Genomic DNA, 16,366 nt, shown 5'->3' on the forward strand with positions numbered 1-16,366 from the left:
ATCAGGTGACATCACCTTCGGGTAAAATCGCGCCCCATGAATCTGGCCCTCTTTGACCTCGATCACACCCTCATCCCCACCGACAGCGACCACGAGTGGGGGCGTTTCCTCATCCGCCGCGGCGTGGTGGATGAAGCCGAATACCAGCGCAAGAACGATCAGTTCTATGCCGACTACAAAGCCGGCACGCTGGATATCCACGCCTTCCTGCGCTTTGCGCTGGCACCGCTGGCCGCGCACTCGCGCGACACGCTGGCCCAGTGGCACGCTGAATTCATGCACGACGTGATCCTGCCGAAGATCACCCCGCAGGCGCAGGCGCTGGTCTACAAGCACCTGGATGCGGGCGACCTGTGCTGCGTGGTCACGGCCACCAACAGCTTCGTCACGCGGCCGATTGCCAAGGCTTTCGGCATCGATCACCTCATCGCCACCGAACCGGCCACCGCCGACGGCACACCCGACAGCGCCTTCACCGGCGATGTGTTCGGCACACCGAGCTTCCGCGAAGGCAAGGTTGCGCGCGTGCACGAGTGGCTCGCCAACATGGGCCGCGGCTGGAGCGACTTCGAGCGCAGCACCTTCTACAGCGATTCGGCCAACGATGTGCCGCTGCTGGAGGAAGTGACCGACCCCGTCGCCACCAACCCCGATGACACGCTGCGCAATCTCGCAGCCGCGCGCAACTGGCGCATCATGGACATCTTCTGAGCAAGGCGCGGCGTGATCAAGAAACTCATCAATCGTCTGCTGGGCAAGAAGACCGCTGCAGAACCCGCCTCGACTGTCGAGCCCGGCACCGCCCCCGCCAAAAAACCCCGCACCCCCAGGGCGCCTAGAACGTCGAAGCCGCCAAAGCCGCGCACCAAATCTGCCGGCGGCGTGCCCCGTCAGGCGCGCGTGTGGAGCGTGGAAGAGCACGGCATCGACTCGACGCTGCTCTCGCGCAACGCCGTCAAGGTCACGTCTGCGCTGCAGGAAGCTGGGTATGACGCCTTCATCGTGGGCGGCGCCGTGCGCGACCTGCTGCTGGGCATCAAGCCGAAAGACTTTGATGTGGCGACCAATGCCACGCCCGAGCAGGTGCAGGCGCTGTTCCGCCGCTCGCGCATCATCGGCCGGCGCTTTCAGATCGTGCATGTGACGTTCTACGGCGGGCGCGATCAGGAAATCATCGAAGTCTCGACCTTCCGCGCGCTCGTTGATGCGGTGGACGCCGAACAGGTGCCCGCCGGCAAGCGCGTCAAGCGCACCGAGCTTGACCACCACACGCACGCTGTGGATGCCAGCGGCCGCGTGCTGCGCGACAACGTCTGGGGCACCCAAGCCGAAGACGCCACCCGCCGCGACTTCACCGTCAACGCGATGTACTACAACCCCGCCGACGAAACCGTGCATGACTACCATCACGGCATGGAAGACATGCGCGCACGCACGCTGCGCATGATCGGCGACCCGCTCACGCGCTACCGCGAAGACCCGGTCCGCATGCTGCGCGTGGTGCGCTTTGCGGCCAAGACCGGCTTCGACATCGACCCCGACACGCGCGCGCCGATTGCCGAACTGGGCCCGCTGATCCACAACGTGCCGGCCGCCCGCCTGTTCGACGAGATGCTCAAGCTGCTGATGTCGGGCCACGCCTGGGCATCGCTGCAGGAGCTGCGCAAGGCCGGCCTGCACCGCGGCCTGCTGCCGCTGCTGGATGTGGCGCTGGAGCAGCCGATGGGTCAGCGCTTCGTGCAACTTGCGCTCGACAACACGGACGACCGCGTCAAGGCCGGCAAGCCGGTATCGCCGGGCTTCCTGTTTGCCTCGCTGCTGTGGCACCACGTGGTCGAACACTGGAACCGCCGCCGCTCGGCCGGCGAGCCGCTCATCCCCGCGCTGCACACCGCGATGGACGAAGTGCTGGATCGCCAGACCGAGCAGCTCGCCATCCAGCGCCGCTTCACGTCGGACATGAAAGAAATCTGGAGCATGCAGCCGCGCTTTGAAAAGCGCTCGGGCCGCATGCCGTATCGCTTGCTGGAATCGCCGCGCTTCCGCGCCGGATATGACTTCCTCGTCCTGCGCTGCGCCTCGGGCGAATTGCCGCAAGAGCTCGCCGACTGGTGGACCAACTTCCAGAACGGCGACGGCGAAACCCGCGACGCCCTCATGGCGCAGGCCAAGCACGCCCCCGCCAGCGCCAGCAATATCGGCAATACCGGCACCAGCGGCACCAGCGGCACCAGCAGCGCGGGCAAGCGCCGTCGCCGCCGACGCGGTCCGGCGAAATCGGATACAGTCGTTGACGTCAATCCGGGAAGTTCGGAGGAAACGTGAAGACAGTGGCGTACATCGGCATCGGCGCCAACCTGGGCGACGCACGCCAGGCAGTGAAAGACGCCGTGGTCTGCCTCGCGCAGCAGGTCGGCATCACCGTCACGGGCAAATCGAGCCTGTATCGCAGCGCACCGGTGGAATCGAGCGGCGACGACTACATCAATGCCGTCGTGTGCATCGAGACGCCGTTCACGGCAGACCAACTGCTGCGCATCTGTCACCACATCGAAGACCAGTTCGGCCGCGAGCGACCGTTCCACAACGCACCGCGCACGCTCGACCTGGACCTGCTGCTCTACGGCGACCACGTCCTCACCTCACCTGAGTTGACGGTGCCGCATCCGCGCGTGGGCCAACGTGCCTTCACCCTGCTGCCGCTGCATGAGCTGGCGCCCGATCTCGTGATCCCTGGCATCGGCGCAGTGGCCGAACTGCTGCCCGGCGTGGCCGACCAGCGCATCGAGAAGACCACGATGTGCCAATGCATGCGCGCCAAGCAGCCCGCCGCCTGACTCTCTGATTCTCTGCACCTGACGCACCACCTCTACTGATGGCTCTTGATCACCTGCGCCGCATCGTCGTTGAAGGCCCGATCGGCGTGGGCAAGACCGCGCTGGCCCGGCGCTTGGCCGACCATCTGCGTGCCGCCACATCGTTCGAAACACCGAACGACAACACCTTCCTCGCCCGCTTCTACCAAGACCCGGCGCGCTATGCGCTGCCGGTGCAATTGCGCTTCCTGCTGCAGCGTGCAGAGCGCTTAAAGGCGTGGCACAAGGCGACGCTCACGGGCGAACGCATCGTCGCTGACAGCTTCCTGCCGCGCGATCGCCTGTTCGCCCAATTGACGCTGCCGGCCGATGAACTCGCGCTGTACGACGCGATGGCGAATGCGCTGGCCCTGCCGCAGCAGCGCATCGACCTCGTCATCTGCCTGCAGGCGCGCGCCGAAGACCTGCTGCCGCGCATTGCCAAGCGCGCCGTTCCTTACGAAACGGGCATCGACGCCGAATACCTGCAACGCATCTGCGCCGCATACGGCGAGCTGTTTCTGTATTACGATGCCGCACCGACGCTGATCGTCGACACAGCGGCCTTCGACCCCGCGGGCAACGACGACGATTTCCGCACCTTGCTCACCCGCATCGACGCAATGCGCGGGCCCAAGGAATTCATCAAGCTGGCAACGCGATAAGCCAATCGCCGACGCACCGCATGGTCTGCGTGGGCTGTCACGATGCCCCACGGAACACCAGTCCATGAGCTATCTCCAGGAATCGAACCGCAAGGCCGTTACGGTGACGTCGCTGCAGGCCATGCGCGCCGCCGGCGAGCGCATCGCCATGCTCACCGCTTACGACGCCAGCTTCGCCGCCCTGATGGATCGCAACGGCGCCGATGTGCTGCTCGTCGGCGATTCGCTCGGCAACGTGATGCAAGGACAGAAGACCACGCTGCCGGTCACACTGGAACACATCGTCTACCACACCGAATGCGTGTCGCGCGGCATCGATAAGGCGTTGCTCGTTTCAGACCTGCCCTTCGGCACATACGGCACGCCTGAGCAGGCCTTCCACAGCGCGGTGCGCGTGATGCAGGCCGGCGCGCAAATGGTGAAGCTCGAAGGCGGTGTGTGGTTGGCGCCCACGATCAAGTTCCTCGTTGAACGCAGCATTCCGGTGTGTGCGCACATCGGCCTCACGCCGCAGTCGGTGCATGCCTTTGGCGGCTTCAAGGTGCAAGGCCGCGGCGATGAAGCGGCCAAGCAGTTGAAGCTCGACGCGCTGGCCGTGCAGGATGCTGGCGCGCAACTCGTCGTTATGGAAGCGATTCCTGCCGCGCTGGCCGGCGAGGTGACGCGTCTGCTGGCGATTCCCACCATCGGCATCGGCGCCGGGCTGGAATGCTCGGGCCAAGTGCTCGTCATGCACGACATGCTGGGCGTGTTCCCCGGCCACCGGCCCAAGTTTGTACGCAACTTCATGGACGGGCAGACCACCATCGACGGCGCTGTCGCCGCGTATGTTGCCGCCGTCAAGGACGGCACGTTCCCCGGCCCAGAACACACCTTCGCCTAAGCCGCGCCCACATGGAAATCTGGTCGGCCACCGTCGACGCCTTCGCCCTGCTCGCCAGCGGCGACACGGCGCTGTGGACGATCGTCTGGGTGTCGTTGAAGGTCGCGATTGCCGGGTTGCTGCTGGCGGCGCCGCCGGGCTTGCTCATCGCTTATGGCATCGCCATGCACCGCTTTGTGGGGCGACGCGCGTTGGTGGTACTGGCGCAGGCATCGCTGTCCTTTCCCACCGTGCTGATCGGGCTGCTGCTGTACCTGCTGCTCTCTCGCCAGGGGCCGCTGGGCGGCTTCGGGCTGCTGTTCACGCAGGGCGGGATGATCCTCGGGCAAGCAGTGCTTGGCCTGCCGGTCATCGTTGCGTTTGCGCTGACCACGCTCGAACGCGCTGACCCGCGACTCGCTGAAACGGCCCGCGTGCTCGGTGCCGGCCGCATTCGCCTGCTGCTGACGGTGTTCCGTGAACTGCGATTCGGCTTGATGGCGGCCGTGGTGGCGGGCTTCGGCCGCGTCATCGCTGAGGTGGGCTCTGCGTTGATGGTCGGCGGCAACATCGAGGGCATCACCCGCACCATGACCACGGCGATTGCGCTGGAAACCAGCAAGGGCGAGTTCGCACAGGGCATTGCGCTGGGCATCGTGCTGATCGTGCTGGCGCTGCTCGTCAACCTCGTGCTCGCGTGGCTGCAAGGCGCCGGAACCTATCGGAGGGAAAGCGCATGACGCCCTCGCAGCCGATGATGGTGTTTGAAAGTCTGCGCTGCCAGCATGGCACGCGCGCGCTGTTCGACATTCCACGCCTGGCGCTCTCAGCCGGCCACGCGATCGTCATTACCGGCGCCAACGGCGTGGGCAAGACCACACTGCTGCGCATGCTGGCTGGGCTGGCGCCGGCCAATGGGGCCACGGTCGACTTCGGACACGGCCGTCAATCGCTATCACCGTATCCGGCTGAGCTACGGGCACGGCTGACCTATGTGCATCAGCACCCGTATCTCTTCCGTACGTCGGTACGCGCGAATCTCGCCTATGGGCTGACCACAGGGCCACACCGTGTGGCGCATGCGGAAGCGCTTGCGCGTGTCGACGACGCCATCCAGTGGGCCGGTCTAGAGCACGTGGTAGATGTGCCGCCGGAACGGTTGTCCGGCGGCGAAACGCAGCGCCTGGCGCTGGCCCGGGCGCGCGCACTGCGAACAGACGTACTGCTACTCGATGAGCCCACCTCGAATCTGGACGGTGCCGCGCGCGAACAGGTGATCGCGCTGGTGGGCGAACTGGCAGCCGAGGGCCGCGCCCTGCTGATGGTCTGCCACGACCGCGAGCTCATCAACCTGCCCGGCGTCGCGCGGTGGAAGCTAGAACACGTCGACGGCCAAGGGCGGCTCGAAATGCGCGGGCACCACGCCGCGTAGGGCATTACAGATTGCGATGGCTTCCGCGCGAGCGACATCCGCGCGCGTGAGGACGCGTTCGCGCAGCGGCCCGCCCAGCCAGGGCATCGCATCGTCAAGCAACACGCCGCGCATCACGCCGGGCAAGACACCCGCAGACAACGGCGGCGTCCACCACGCGCCATCGAGCTTCACCAGCACCGTGGAACGCCCACCTTCGGCCAGCGTGCCGTTCGCATTGAAGAACACGGCATCGAACGCGCCCTCGCGCTCGGCGGCTTGCCAGGCGGCGTCGTAAGCGGCGCGCAGATTCGTCTTGTGGCTTGGCAGGCTGTGCGCGGCCTCGCGTGATTGCGGCGCGACGCGCAGGCTGACTGGCGCCTGCAACGGCGGTAGCGGCGCGGCCGTCACGCTGAACTTGCCATCACGCTCCAGCGATAGACGCATGCGGAAATCGTCCGCACCTTGCAATGGCGCGCATGCGCGCGCGACCTCGGCGACCATCATTGCGCGCTCGAATGGGAAACCGAATGCACGTGCCGAACGCTCCAAGCGCGCCAGATGACGATCCAGCAGCGGCACACCATCGCGCGTGGCCCGCATGGTTTCGAACAGCGACAAGCCAGGATCAAGCGCCGTCACGAAACGCGCCTTCAACTGGCATTCGGCGTATTCCTCGTCGGCGACGCTGTCATGCACGATGCCCGAGCCGATGCCGAGTTCGCCTTTGCGCAGGCCGTCCGTGCCGGGTGCACTCAAGACCAGCGTGCGGATCGCCACGGAGAAGCACGCATTGCCCATCGCGCGATCGTCAGTGGGTGCGTCGATCCACCCGATCGCGCCAGTGTATAGGCCACGTGGCTCTGGCTCCAGTGCATCGATGATCTCCATCGTGCGCCGCTTGGGCGCGCCGGTAATGGAGCCACACGGGAACAACGCGCGCAGGCAATCGGCCAGGCCGGTAGCTGGCGGAATCTCCGCCTCCACGGTCGACGTCATCTGCAGCACGCTGCCGAACGGCGTCACCTCGAACAGCGCCGGCACGCGCACCGAACCCGGCCGCGCGAGGCGGCCCAAGTCATTACGCAGCAGGTCGACGATCATGAGGTTCTCGGCACGGTTCTTTTCGTCGGCAGCCAGGGCGATGGCACGGGCCTCGTCGACTTCGACGTCGCCGGTGCCAGACGCAGTGCCCTTCATCGGCCGCGCGACCAGCTTGCCAGCGTGGTGCGAGAAAAACAGCTCCGGCGAACACGACAGAATCGCCCCGCCCTCCGGCAACCCGATGAGTGCACCGTACGGCACCGGCTGACGCGCGCGCAAGCGCCGATACAGCGCGGCCGGCGCGCCGAACGCGCTCATGCGCAGGCGGTAGGTGTAGTTGACTTCGTAAGTGTCGCCCGCCGCAATCCAGTCGTGGATGCGCGCGATGGAGTGGGTATAGGTGGCGTGATCGACGCTGGCGGCACAGTCGAACAGACCGGCCGCGCCGGCCGCTTCTGGCCACGCATCGAACAGCGCATCGATCTCGACCGGAGACAGCACCTGCATCGAGCGAAACAGCAGCACGCGCAAGCGGCCATCGTGGCCAGGTAATGCAGAAGAAACTTCCGTGGAAGCCGGCAGACCGACCAACGGCCCGCCAAACTCATACGGCGCGACGATCAGCGCATGCAAACCCTCGTGCCACGCAGCACGAAGATCGTCATCCAAGCCGTCCAGCACGCCAGCGGGCCGGAAGAATTCACCGGCGTAACCGGTGTACCAGCGCGAACACGGTGCGCCGCCCGAGGTGGCATCGTCCAGCAGCGCAAACGGCGCGCCGGCTTGCGGCAACTGCATGACGATGTCCCCCGGTAACTGCGGTAGTGCTGTGCTTATGAGGAGAAGAAGTTCTTCACCTTATCCATCCACGACTGCTCTTGCGGGCTGTGCCGCGAGCCGCCTTCGTGCACGGACTTGTCGAACTGCTTGAGCAGGTCCTTCTGGTGCTCGGTCAGCTTGACCGGCGTCTCGATGTTGACGTGCACATAGAGATCGCCCGCATAGCCCGAACGCACACCCTTGATGCCCTTGCCGCGCAGGCGGAACGTCTTGCCGGCCTGCGTGCCTTCAGGCACCGTGAACGAGGCACGGCCACCCAGCGTCGGCACTTCGATGTCGCCGCCAATACAGGCCGTCGCGAACGAAATCGGCATCTGGCAGTGCAGATCGTCGCCATCGCGTTCGAACACCGAGTGCGGCTTGATGTGGATTTCCACATACAGGTCGCCCGGGGGGCCGCCGTTGATGCCCGGCTCGCCATTGCCCGACGAGCGGATACGCATGCCTTCGTCGATGCCGGCCGGAATCTTCACTTCCAGCGTCTTCTGGCTCTTCAGCTTGCCCTGGCCGTGGCACTTGGTACACGGCTTGGGAATGTACTTGCCGCTGCCGTGGCACTTCGGGCAGGTCTGCTGCATCGTGAAGAAGCCCTGCGACACACGCACCTGGCCGGCGCCATGGCAGGTCGGGCAGGTCTCCACGCTGGAGCCGGGCTCAGCACCCTTGCCGTGACAGTGGTCGCACTCGTCCCAGTGCGGCACGCGGATCTGCGTGTCATAGCCGTGCGCGGCCTGCTCCAGCGTGATCTCCATGCTGTAGCGCAGGTCTGCACCGCGGTACATCTGCGGGCCGCCGCCACGACGGCCACCCTGGCCCTGTGCCTGACCAAAGATGTCGCCAAAGATGTCGCCAAAGGCTTCTGCAAAGCCGCCGCCAAAGCCAGCACCACCCGCACCAAAGCCAGCGTTAGGATCAACACCCGCGTGGCCGTACTGGTCATAGGCGGCTTTCTTGTCGGCATCGGAGAGCATCTCGTAAGCCTCTTTGGCCTCCTTGAACTTCTCTTCCGCTTCCTTGCTGTCCGGATTGCGGTCCGGGTGGTACTTCATCGCGAGCTTGCGATAGGCCTTCTTGATTTCGTCGTCGCTCGCGTTTTTGCCCACCCCGAGCACTTCGTAGTAATCACGTTTTGCCATGGTGGCTTAACTCGTCGCCTGTTTTTTACTGCGTGTCGAATAGCAAAAAAGCCGAGCGTGGCATCGGTGGCGAAATCCGCACTCCGATAACCACCGCCCGGCGAGACCTCAAGTCCGCCGCAGCGGACTCGGGGCTTACTTCTTGTCGTTCACTTCCTTGAACTCGGCGTCGACGACGTTATCGTCGTGCGGTGCGCCTTGCCCAGCGTGAGCACCTGCGCCTGCCTGCGCGCCAGCGGCTTGCTCAGCACCACCGGCTTCGCCCTTGGCTTGCATGTCGGCATAGACCTTCTCGCCCAGCTTCTGCGAGGCGGTTGCCAGCGCTTCGGTCTTGGCGTCGATCGCGGCCTTGTCAGTGCCCTTCAAGGCTTCTTCCAGTTCCTTGATCGCAGCGTCGATCTTGTCCTTCTCGCCGGCTTCCAGCTTGTCGCCGTACTCGCCCAGTGCCTTCTTGGTCGAGTGCACCAGCGCTTCGCCCTGGTTACGGGAGTCGACCAGTTCGCGCAGCTTCTTGTCTTCCTCGGCGTTGGCCTCGGCGTCCTTCACCATGCGCTCGATCTCGGCTTCCGACAGGCCGGAGCTTGCCTTGATCGTGATCTTGTTTTCCTTGCCGGTCGCCTTGTCCTTGGCGCCCACGTGCAGAATGCCGTTGGCGTCGATGTCGAACGACACTTCAATCTGCGGCGTGCCGCGGGGTGCCGGCGGAATGCCTTCCAGGTTGAATTCGCCCAGCATCTTGTTGCCGGAGGCCATCTCGCGCTCGCCCTGGTAGACCTTGATCGTCACCGCCGGCTGGTTGTCGTCAGCGGTCGAGAACGTCTGCGAGAACTTGGTCGGGATGGTCGTGTTCTTGCCGATCATCTTGGTCATCACGCCACCCAGCGTTTCGATGCCCAGCGACAGCGGCGTCACGTCCAGCAGCAGCACGTCAGTACGGTCACCGCCCAGCACCTGACCCTGGATGGCGGCGCCCACGGCGACGGCCTCGTCCGGGTTCACGTCCTTGCGGGCTTCCTTGCCGAAGAACTCCTTCACCTTCTCCTGCACCTTCGGCATACGCGTCATGCCGCCGACCAGGATCACGTCATGGATGTCCGACACCTTCACGCCGGCATCCTTGATGGCGGTGCGGCACGGATCGATCGTACGGGCGATCAGGTCTTCAACCAGCGCTTCCAACTTGGCGCGCGTGATCTTCAGGTTCAAGTGCTTCGGACCCGAGGCATCCGCCGTGATGTACGGCAGGTTGATTTCGGTCTGTTGCGTGCTCGACAGCTCGATCTTGGCCTTTTCAGCGGCTTCCTTCAGACGTTGCAGCGCGAGCACGTCCTTGCTCAGATCAACGCCCTGCTCTTTCTTGAACTCGCCGATGATGTAATCGATGATGCGCTGGTCGAAGTCTTCGCCGCCCAGGAACGTATCGCCGTTGGTCGACAGCACTTCGAACTGCTTCTCGCCGTCCACGTCGGCAATCTCGATGATCGAGATGTCGAACGTACCGCCGCCGAGGTCATACACGGCGATCTTGCGGTCGCCCTTCTCGTTCTTGTCCAGGCCGAAAGCCAGCGCAGCCGCGGTCGGCTCGTTGATGATGCGCTTGACGTCCAGACCGGCGATGCGGCCAGCGTCCTTCGTGGCTTGGCGCTGCGAATCGTTGAAGTACGCCGGCACCGTGATCACGGCTTCGGTCACTTCCTCGCCCAGGTAGTCCTCGGCGGTCTTCTTCATCTTGCGCAGGGTTTCCGCCGAAATTTGCGGCGGGGCGAGCTTCTGGCCGCGCACTTCCACCCAAGCGTCGCCGTTGTCGGCCTTGGTGATGGTGTACGGCATCAGGCCGATGTCCTTCTGGACTTCCTTCTCTTCAAACTTGCGGCCGATCAGGCGCTTGACGGCGTACAGCGTGTTCTTCGGGTTGGTCACCGCCTGGCGCTTGGCCGGGGCGCCGACCAGGATTTCGCCGTCTTCCATGTAGGCGATGATCGACGGGGTGGTGCGCGCGCCTTCGGCGTTCTCGATCACCTTGGGGGTGTTGCCCTCCATGATGGCAACGCAGCTGTTGGTGGTACCCAGGTCGATACCGATGATTTTGCCCATGTCTTACTCCTCGAATCTGGTGTCAGGACTGCACTGAAATACAAACTTGGCTCGGATGTGGGAGTGCCGCCCGGCTTTTCAAGGCCGATTTTTGAAAAGTTGAGCATTTTGGCCGGTTTTTCTGGGGAAAGCACCCGAAAACGTGCGCTCCCGGGCAAAAACGGCCGTTTTGAACGCCCTGGAGGGGCCAGGCGGGCCTCAAAGGGCGGGATGGTACCCTTGCCCGCATTGCCATTCGCCGAAACCCGGTGGCCTTCGTACCCATGCCATTCCCCCCCATCCGAGCCGTTCTTGGCGCCGCTGTGCTTGCCGCATGCGCCGTACCCTCTGCCAATGCCGCCGTCGCCCTGCTTCAACCCGCCCGCCGCGTCGACGCCAACCAGCCGTTCACACTGACCCTCGTCGTCTCGGGGGATACCGCCCAGCGCAGCTACACGGTGCCAACCCACTTGCGCCTCACCGCTACCGCCGACCTACAGGGCCCGGTAGAAGTGCTGCTAAATCGACATGACACCGGAGCGGAAACGCTACATCTGCGTCCGGGCCAAGTCCGGACCGTCGCCTATGTCGGCACGCTACCTGAGGTGCTGCGCGGCACGGTCCGGATCGATGCGCCGGACCTGGATGTGGCGCCTGTGCTCGTGACGCTGGTACGGGGCGCCGATGCGGGGCAAGTCGCCGCCGAGGGCGCACCGGCGGGCGCAGCCCGTAACGCCGCCGCCAATGGCGCCCGCCCGGGCGGTGCCCTGGGCGCCAACTCGACTACGCAGGCTACGGAAGCAAACGTTGCCTCGCCTGCGACCGTGACGGTGGCCGGGACAGGCGAGCCGCTTCGGCCGGCGGAGGAGACCGCACGGCTGACGTTCCACGAGCCGATGTTCGCCGCCGTCGGCGCGCACGAAGGCCTGAACGTCAAATTTCAGTTGAGTTTCAAGTTCCGACTCTTCCAGCCCGAGAACCCGGCATCGGCTGCGCTGCTGGATAACCTGTATTTCGGCTATACGCAGTTCTCGTTATGGGATCTGGGCAAGGAATCGGCACCGTTCCGCGATACGAACTACCGGCCGAGCGTGTTCTATTACCGGCCCGACACGGGTATCCGGGGCGGCGCACTCACCCGGCTATCGTTCGCGGGCGGCATCGAGCACGAATCGAACGGCCGAGACGGCGACGCCTCACGCGCCATCAACACCGTCTTCGTGCGCCCAACCTTCCACTTTGGCGACCTGAACGACTACCACTGGAAGTTCGAGCCCAAGCTGTACGCCTATCTCACGCGTACCGGCAATACCGACATCGCGCATTACCGGGGTTTTGGCGACTTCCGCGTCTCGTACGGCGCCCCCAATGGCTGGGAGCTGGCCACCACGCTGCGCAAGGGCACACGCAAGGCCTATGGCAGCGTCGATGCGCAGCTCAGCTACCCGATGAGCCGCATCTTCACCGGCACGGCCGGCTACCTGTTCATCCAGTACTTCACCGGCTACGGCGAGAGCCTGCTCGACTACAACCACAAGCTGGGCTCGCAGTTGCGTGTCGGGTACAGCCTCTCGCGCTAAGGCCCAACGGGGCGGCGGCTTACAGCGTGTGCTGGCCGCTGGCCTCGGGCTGGAAAGCGACACGCTCGATCCGCAGAGAATGCTGGGCACCATTGGGCGCTGAGTACTTGACCGATTTGCCCGCGCGCGCGCCCAACAGCGCCGCGCCCATCGGCGAAAGCACCGACAGCTTGGCAGAGGCCACATTGGCGTCTTCGGGGTAGACGAGCGTCCACTCCTGCTCAGCGCCCGCATCGTCAACGACGCGCACCACCGAATTCATCGTCACCACATCGGCGGGGATCTTGTTGCCCGGCACCACATTGGCACGGGCAATCAGGTCATCGACCAGATCTGCCAGCGGGGAGCTGTTGCCGGCGCGGGCGGCGGCGTTTTCCAAGCGGGTGAGGTCGAGCTCGGTCAGGTAGATGGCGGCTGGTTTGGACATGTCGATCTCCTACGGGTCTGTGTTCAACACTAGGTAAAACCGCTGCCGATGGCCTTCCGGGCCAACGCAATGCAGCGGCAAGAACACCAGCGGGCGCAAACGCCGGCCGGCAGTGATACGGATCTGGAACTGCAGATGAAGGTGGTGCGAGCCCGGCGGCAAGGTGCCGCTAGGGCACTATGACGACCGCCGGGCGGCGGCAAGGGTCGCGATCATCGCCTGAGCGGCGCGCGACTGAGCGTGCGCGCCGCGCTTGGGGCGCACGGCACGGGAAGACGAAGAAAAGAGGAAGGCCGCAGCCATCGGCACAAGCGTCATCGCGAATGCGGCCTCAGACCAGTGGCTTGCCGGCCAGCTTGTTGCGCGCATTGGCAACAGCGGCGGCAAACTGCGCGTGGCCATGCCAGCCGGTCGCCCGGCCGAGCTTCTTGCCACGATGAAAAAACAGGAACACTGGAACGCCATGCAGCCCAAACCGCTGGCCGAGCTCCGAATGTTCATAGACATTGGCATGCAGCCAGTGCAGCCCGAGCTCGCGCACGGGCGCCGGCTGCGCGAGCATGGCCTGCTTGGCCATCTCGCAGTTGAAGCAATCCTCGCCCCAGAAGAACACGCAGACGAGCGCATCGCCCGCCGCCGCAATGGCCGCGTCGATGGTCTCGCCATTCACCTCGCGCATGCCGAACGCCGCGAACGCGGTCTTGTCGACCGGGATCGCGGCAGGTGCTGCCTGCGAGGTGATGGTGTTCTGGATCATGCGACGTATCGACTTACTTGGGCGCGGCGACCGTCACCAGGGCCGGGCGCAGCACGCGGTCGGCCAGCGTGTAGCCACGCTGAAGCACGGCCACCACGGTGTTGGCTTCCTGATCGGCCGGCACCATCGAAATGGCCTGATGGCGATGCGGATCGAACTTCTCGCCCACCGGGTTCAGTTCGGTCACACGGCCCTTCTCGAACGCAGCGTAGAGCTGCTTGAGCGTGAGCTCGACACCTTCGCGCAACTTGGCGGCATCGCCCGACGTGTCGGCCAGGGCGGCTTGCAGGCTGTCCATGACCGGCAACAGGTATTCGGCAAAGCCTTCGATGGCGAACTTGTGCGCCTTGGCCACGTCGTCCTGCGCACGGCGGCGGATGTTTTCGCCTTCAGCCGTGGCGCGAGCCCAGTTTTCGTAGTTCTGGCGCGCCTTCTCTTCGGCGGCTTCCAGTTGGCGGCGCAGTTCGGCGGCGTCCACGTCGGCCACGGCTTCCGCCACGGCGGCTTCATCACCGGCGATGGCCTGGGCATCGGCGCTGGCGCGCTGGGCCTGACTCGAATAAGCGTTGGCGGCTTGACCGGCAGACGACGGGTTCGGCTGGGCGGCTTGCATATCCGGTTGCGATGAGGTTTCCGAAGTGTGTTTCATAGCGCTGAATAAGGGGATCGGCGTACTCGACGCACAACATGTGCCGCGCACCGATCCGCTGGATTTTCACAAACAATTTCTCCCCGATATGGGGCATTTGGCGCGCCTTTCAAGGGCGCAGGATGCGCGGCAACTGTGCACCATGCATCACGAAATATCGCGTTACAAGTTTCATCTGATTGCCACGGCACAGCAATTGCGGGGCCTCAATTGGCCGCCTATGATGCAAGAAAAATCTGGGGGGCGCGAGCTTCTTTGAGGGTTCGTACCATGCATAACAAGCTGCCCGTTCTGACCGTGCTCCTGTTGTTGACTCTGACAGCAGCCACAACGTTCATCTGCCTCTCCGGCGCCGTCACACCGCGTTATACGGAGTACGGCAGCGGCAAGGCCATCTTCAAGCACTACATCAGCAGACCCGCGCAGATGCAGTTACCGCGCGGGCTCGGGCTATCAAGTTAGCACACACTTTGGGTCAGTCGCCCAATTTGTCGATGCGACGACGATCCCGCTTGGTCGGGCGGCCGGCGATTTGCGTGGCGGGCTCGCGGTATAGCCGGCGGCGGTCGGCATCTTCCTCGCGTTTTAAGCGGCTGGCTTCCGTTTCGGCGTAGAGCGTTTGCGCAACCGACGCGGGCCCGCGCACTTCCGCCAGCGCCAACACCTGCAATTCCCACTGTTGTTCATGCGCGTGCACACGCACGCGGTCACCAATCTTCACATCCTTGGCCGGGCGGACGGGTTGGTCGTTGATCTGTACGCGGCCACGCTCAACGGCGTCCGTCGCCTGCGAGCGCGTCTTGAAGAAGCGCGCGGCCCACAGCCATTTGTCGATGCGCACGCGGCCTGCGGTATCGGTACTCACCTTCACGCTGCCGCCCCCTTGCTCTGCGCACGCGTGCGGCTGGCTTCGAGCACGTGCGGATGCGTGAGCTTGAGCGGCCAGCCCTGCAGATGCGCCAACGCAATGTCGGCGATGCCGGCGATCCACGCTTCGTTGTCGTTCAGGCACGGGATGTAGTGGAAATCCTTGCCGCCGGCGACGCGGAAGGTCGACTGCCCTTCCATGGCAATTTCTTCCAGCGTTTCCAGGCAATCAGCGGGGAAACCTGGGCAAAACACGTCGACGCGGTTGGTGCCCACGCGACCGAGTTCTTCAAGCGTGGGCGCGGTGTACGGCTGCAGCCATTCGGCGCGGCCGAAGCGCGACTGAAACGTGACGAGGTACTGCCCCGGCTGTAGGCCGAGCGCCTCGCCCAGCAGGCGGCCGGTCTTCAGGCATTCGCAGTGGTACGGATCGCCCAGTTCCAACGTGCGGCGTGGCACGCCATGGAATGACAGCAACAGCTTGTCGCCGCGCGCAAAGTCCGGCGCGCCATGCTGCGCCCAGTACGCCCCCACTTGCTGATGCAGCGCGTTGATATAAGCCGGGTCGTCGTGGAAATGCTTCACCAGCCGCAGTTCCGGCTGATTGCGCATCTCGCTCAACACGCGGAAGACCTCGTCGAACGCCGTAGCGGTGGTGGTGCCGGAATACTGCGGATACATCGGCAGCACGAGGATGCGCTCAACGCCCTGCTTGCGCAGCGCCTGCATCACGGACGGAATCGACGGATTGCCGTAGCGCATCGCACACGCGACGACGATGTCGTGCCCTTGCGCATTCAGCAACTGCTGCAGAGCATGCGCCTGGCGCTCGCTGTAAACCAGCAACGGCGAGCCCGTCATGTTGGCCTCGCGCAGCCAGATGCTTTCGTATTTGTGCGCCGATGCCCGCGAGCGCAGCGGCACGACCAACACGTTGAGAATGAACCACCACGCTGCCCGCGGAATTTCTACCACGCGCGAGTCAGATAGAAACTGGCGCAGGTAGCGGCCGACCTCGCGCGGCGAGGTGCCGTCGGGCGTGCCGAGGTTGACGAGCAGAATCGCGGTGCGATCGGGCTGGCCGTGCTGGAACAAGGGTTCGGGCAAAAAGGGCATTGGGCGCGGGTTCGCGATAGACCGGTCGATTATACGAGCGGCAGTATTGCGTACGGCTTGTCCGGCAATGCGCGCTCGATCGGC

General features: G+C 64.6%; 18 protein-coding genes. 10 read left to right on the top strand and 8 right to left on the bottom strand.

What is annotated here, in order from left to right:
- Positions 1–36: 36 nt before the first annotated feature.
- The 7 genes from ACN9M1_RS12335 (at position 37) to ACN9M1_RS12365 (ending at position 5,814) form a co-directional block, all read left to right on the top strand.
- The gene (locus tag ACN9M1_RS12335) at positions 37–711 is read left to right on the top strand and encodes an HAD family hydrolase (RefSeq protein ID WP_426394732.1); all 675 of its coding nucleotides are present in this window, start codon (positions 37–39) and stop codon (positions 709–711) included.
- 12 nt (positions 712–723) lie between these two features.
- Positions 724–2,325, top strand: a complete 1,602-nt coding sequence (gene pcnB, locus ACN9M1_RS12340) for a polynucleotide adenylyltransferase PcnB (protein WP_426394734.1) — start codon at positions 724–726, stop codon at positions 2,323–2,325.
- Complete coding sequence (gene folK, locus ACN9M1_RS12345; RefSeq protein WP_426394736.1) at positions 2,322–2,837, top strand: 2-amino-4-hydroxy-6-hydroxymethyldihydropteridine diphosphokinase; 516 nt, start codon at positions 2,322–2,324, stop codon at positions 2,835–2,837. Before pcnB ends, folK begins: the two co-directional genes overlap by 4 nt.
- Positions 2,838–2,875: 38 nt before the next feature.
- On the top strand, positions 2,876–3,520 hold the full coding sequence (locus ACN9M1_RS12350; protein ID WP_426394738.1) for a deoxynucleoside kinase: 645 nt from the start codon (positions 2,876–2,878) through the stop codon (positions 3,518–3,520).
- 64 nt (positions 3,521–3,584) lie between these two features.
- The gene (panB, locus tag ACN9M1_RS12355; RefSeq protein WP_426394740.1) at positions 3,585–4,403 is read left to right on the top strand and encodes a 3-methyl-2-oxobutanoate hydroxymethyltransferase; all 819 of its coding nucleotides are present in this window, start codon (positions 3,585–3,587) and stop codon (positions 4,401–4,403) included.
- A gap of 11 nt (positions 4,404–4,414) precedes the next feature.
- Positions 4,415–5,122 (top strand): ABC transporter permease, encoded by a 708-nt coding sequence (locus tag ACN9M1_RS12360; RefSeq protein WP_426394741.1) that lies wholly within the window; start codon positions 4,415–4,417, stop codon positions 5,120–5,122.
- A complete protein-coding gene (locus ACN9M1_RS12365; protein WP_426394743.1) occupies positions 5,119–5,814 on the top strand; it encodes an ABC transporter ATP-binding protein in 696 nt (231 codons plus the stop codon). Before ACN9M1_RS12360 ends, ACN9M1_RS12365 begins: the two co-directional genes overlap by 4 nt.
- Here the strand turns inward: ACN9M1_RS12365 and ACN9M1_RS12370 are convergent.
- From ACN9M1_RS12370 to dnaK, 3 genes are all read right to left on the bottom strand, one after another.
- A complete protein-coding gene (locus ACN9M1_RS12370) occupies positions 5,758–7,635 on the bottom strand; it encodes a chorismate-binding protein (protein ID WP_426394745.1) in 1,878 nt (625 codons plus the stop codon). The two genes, ACN9M1_RS12365 and ACN9M1_RS12370, sit on opposite strands and share 57 nt — an antisense overlap.
- A gap of 35 nt (positions 7,636–7,670) precedes the next feature.
- A complete protein-coding gene (dnaJ, locus tag ACN9M1_RS12375; protein WP_426394747.1) occupies positions 7,671–8,813 on the bottom strand; it encodes a molecular chaperone DnaJ in 1,143 nt (380 codons plus the stop codon).
- Positions 8,814–8,948: 135 nt separating this feature from the next.
- A complete protein-coding gene (dnaK, locus tag ACN9M1_RS12380; protein WP_426394748.1) occupies positions 8,949–10,907 on the bottom strand; it encodes a molecular chaperone DnaK in 1,959 nt (652 codons plus the stop codon).
- 263 nt (positions 10,908–11,170) lie between these two features.
- On the opposite strand from dnaK, the gene ACN9M1_RS12385 reads away from it, so the two are divergent.
- Positions 11,171–12,466, top strand: a complete 1,296-nt coding sequence (locus tag ACN9M1_RS12385; protein ID WP_426394750.1) for a phospholipase A — start codon at positions 11,171–11,173, stop codon at positions 12,464–12,466.
- A gap of 19 nt (positions 12,467–12,485) precedes the next feature.
- Here the strand turns inward: ACN9M1_RS12385 and rnk are convergent, their stop codons facing one another.
- The 3 genes from rnk to grpE all read right to left on the bottom strand — a co-directional run bounded on the left by rnk (position 12,486) and on the right by grpE (position 14,299).
- A complete protein-coding gene (gene rnk, locus ACN9M1_RS12390; RefSeq protein WP_426394752.1) occupies positions 12,486–12,893 on the bottom strand; it encodes a nucleoside diphosphate kinase regulator in 408 nt (135 codons plus the stop codon).
- 331 nt (positions 12,894–13,224) lie between these two features.
- Positions 13,225–13,650 carry a thioredoxin family protein gene (locus tag ACN9M1_RS12395; RefSeq protein WP_426394754.1) on the bottom strand — a complete coding sequence of 142 codons (426 nt, stop codon included), beginning with the start codon at positions 13,648–13,650 and terminating at the stop codon, positions 13,225–13,227.
- A gap of 13 nt (positions 13,651–13,663) precedes the next feature.
- Positions 13,664–14,299, bottom strand: coding sequence for a nucleotide exchange factor GrpE (gene grpE / locus ACN9M1_RS12400; protein WP_426394756.1), 636 nt, complete (start codon positions 14,297–14,299; stop codon positions 13,664–13,666).
- 40 nt (positions 14,300–14,339) lie between these two features.
- Here grpE and ACN9M1_RS12405 point away from each other — a divergent pair, with 40 nt between their 5' ends.
- Both ACN9M1_RS12405 and ACN9M1_RS12410 read left to right on the top strand, forming a co-directional pair.
- Positions 14,340–14,558, top strand: coding sequence for a hypothetical protein (locus ACN9M1_RS12405; RefSeq protein ID WP_426394757.1), 219 nt, complete (start codon positions 14,340–14,342; stop codon positions 14,556–14,558).
- Positions 14,559–14,569: 11 nt separating this feature from the next.
- A complete protein-coding gene (locus ACN9M1_RS12410; protein ID WP_426394759.1) occupies positions 14,570–14,761 on the top strand; it encodes a hypothetical protein in 192 nt (63 codons plus the stop codon).
- Positions 14,762–14,774: 13 nt separating this feature from the next.
- Here ACN9M1_RS12410 and ACN9M1_RS12415 read toward each other — a convergent pair whose 3' ends face one another.
- Both ACN9M1_RS12415 and hemH read right to left on the bottom strand, forming a co-directional pair.
- Positions 14,775–15,170 (bottom strand): RNA-binding S4 domain-containing protein, encoded by a 396-nt coding sequence (locus ACN9M1_RS12415; protein ID WP_426394761.1) that lies wholly within the window; start codon positions 15,168–15,170, stop codon positions 14,775–14,777.
- Positions 15,167–16,282 carry a ferrochelatase gene (gene hemH, locus ACN9M1_RS12420; protein ID WP_426394763.1) on the bottom strand — a complete coding sequence of 372 codons (1,116 nt, stop codon included), beginning with the start codon at positions 16,280–16,282 and terminating at the stop codon, positions 15,167–15,169. Before hemH ends, ACN9M1_RS12415 begins: the two co-directional genes overlap by 4 nt.
- Between the last annotated feature and the right edge of the window lie 84 nt (positions 16,283–16,366).

The organism is Ralstonia sp. R-29, assembly GCF_049913345.1.
Classification (GTDB): domain Bacteria; phylum Pseudomonadota; class Gammaproteobacteria; order Burkholderiales; family Burkholderiaceae; genus Ralstonia.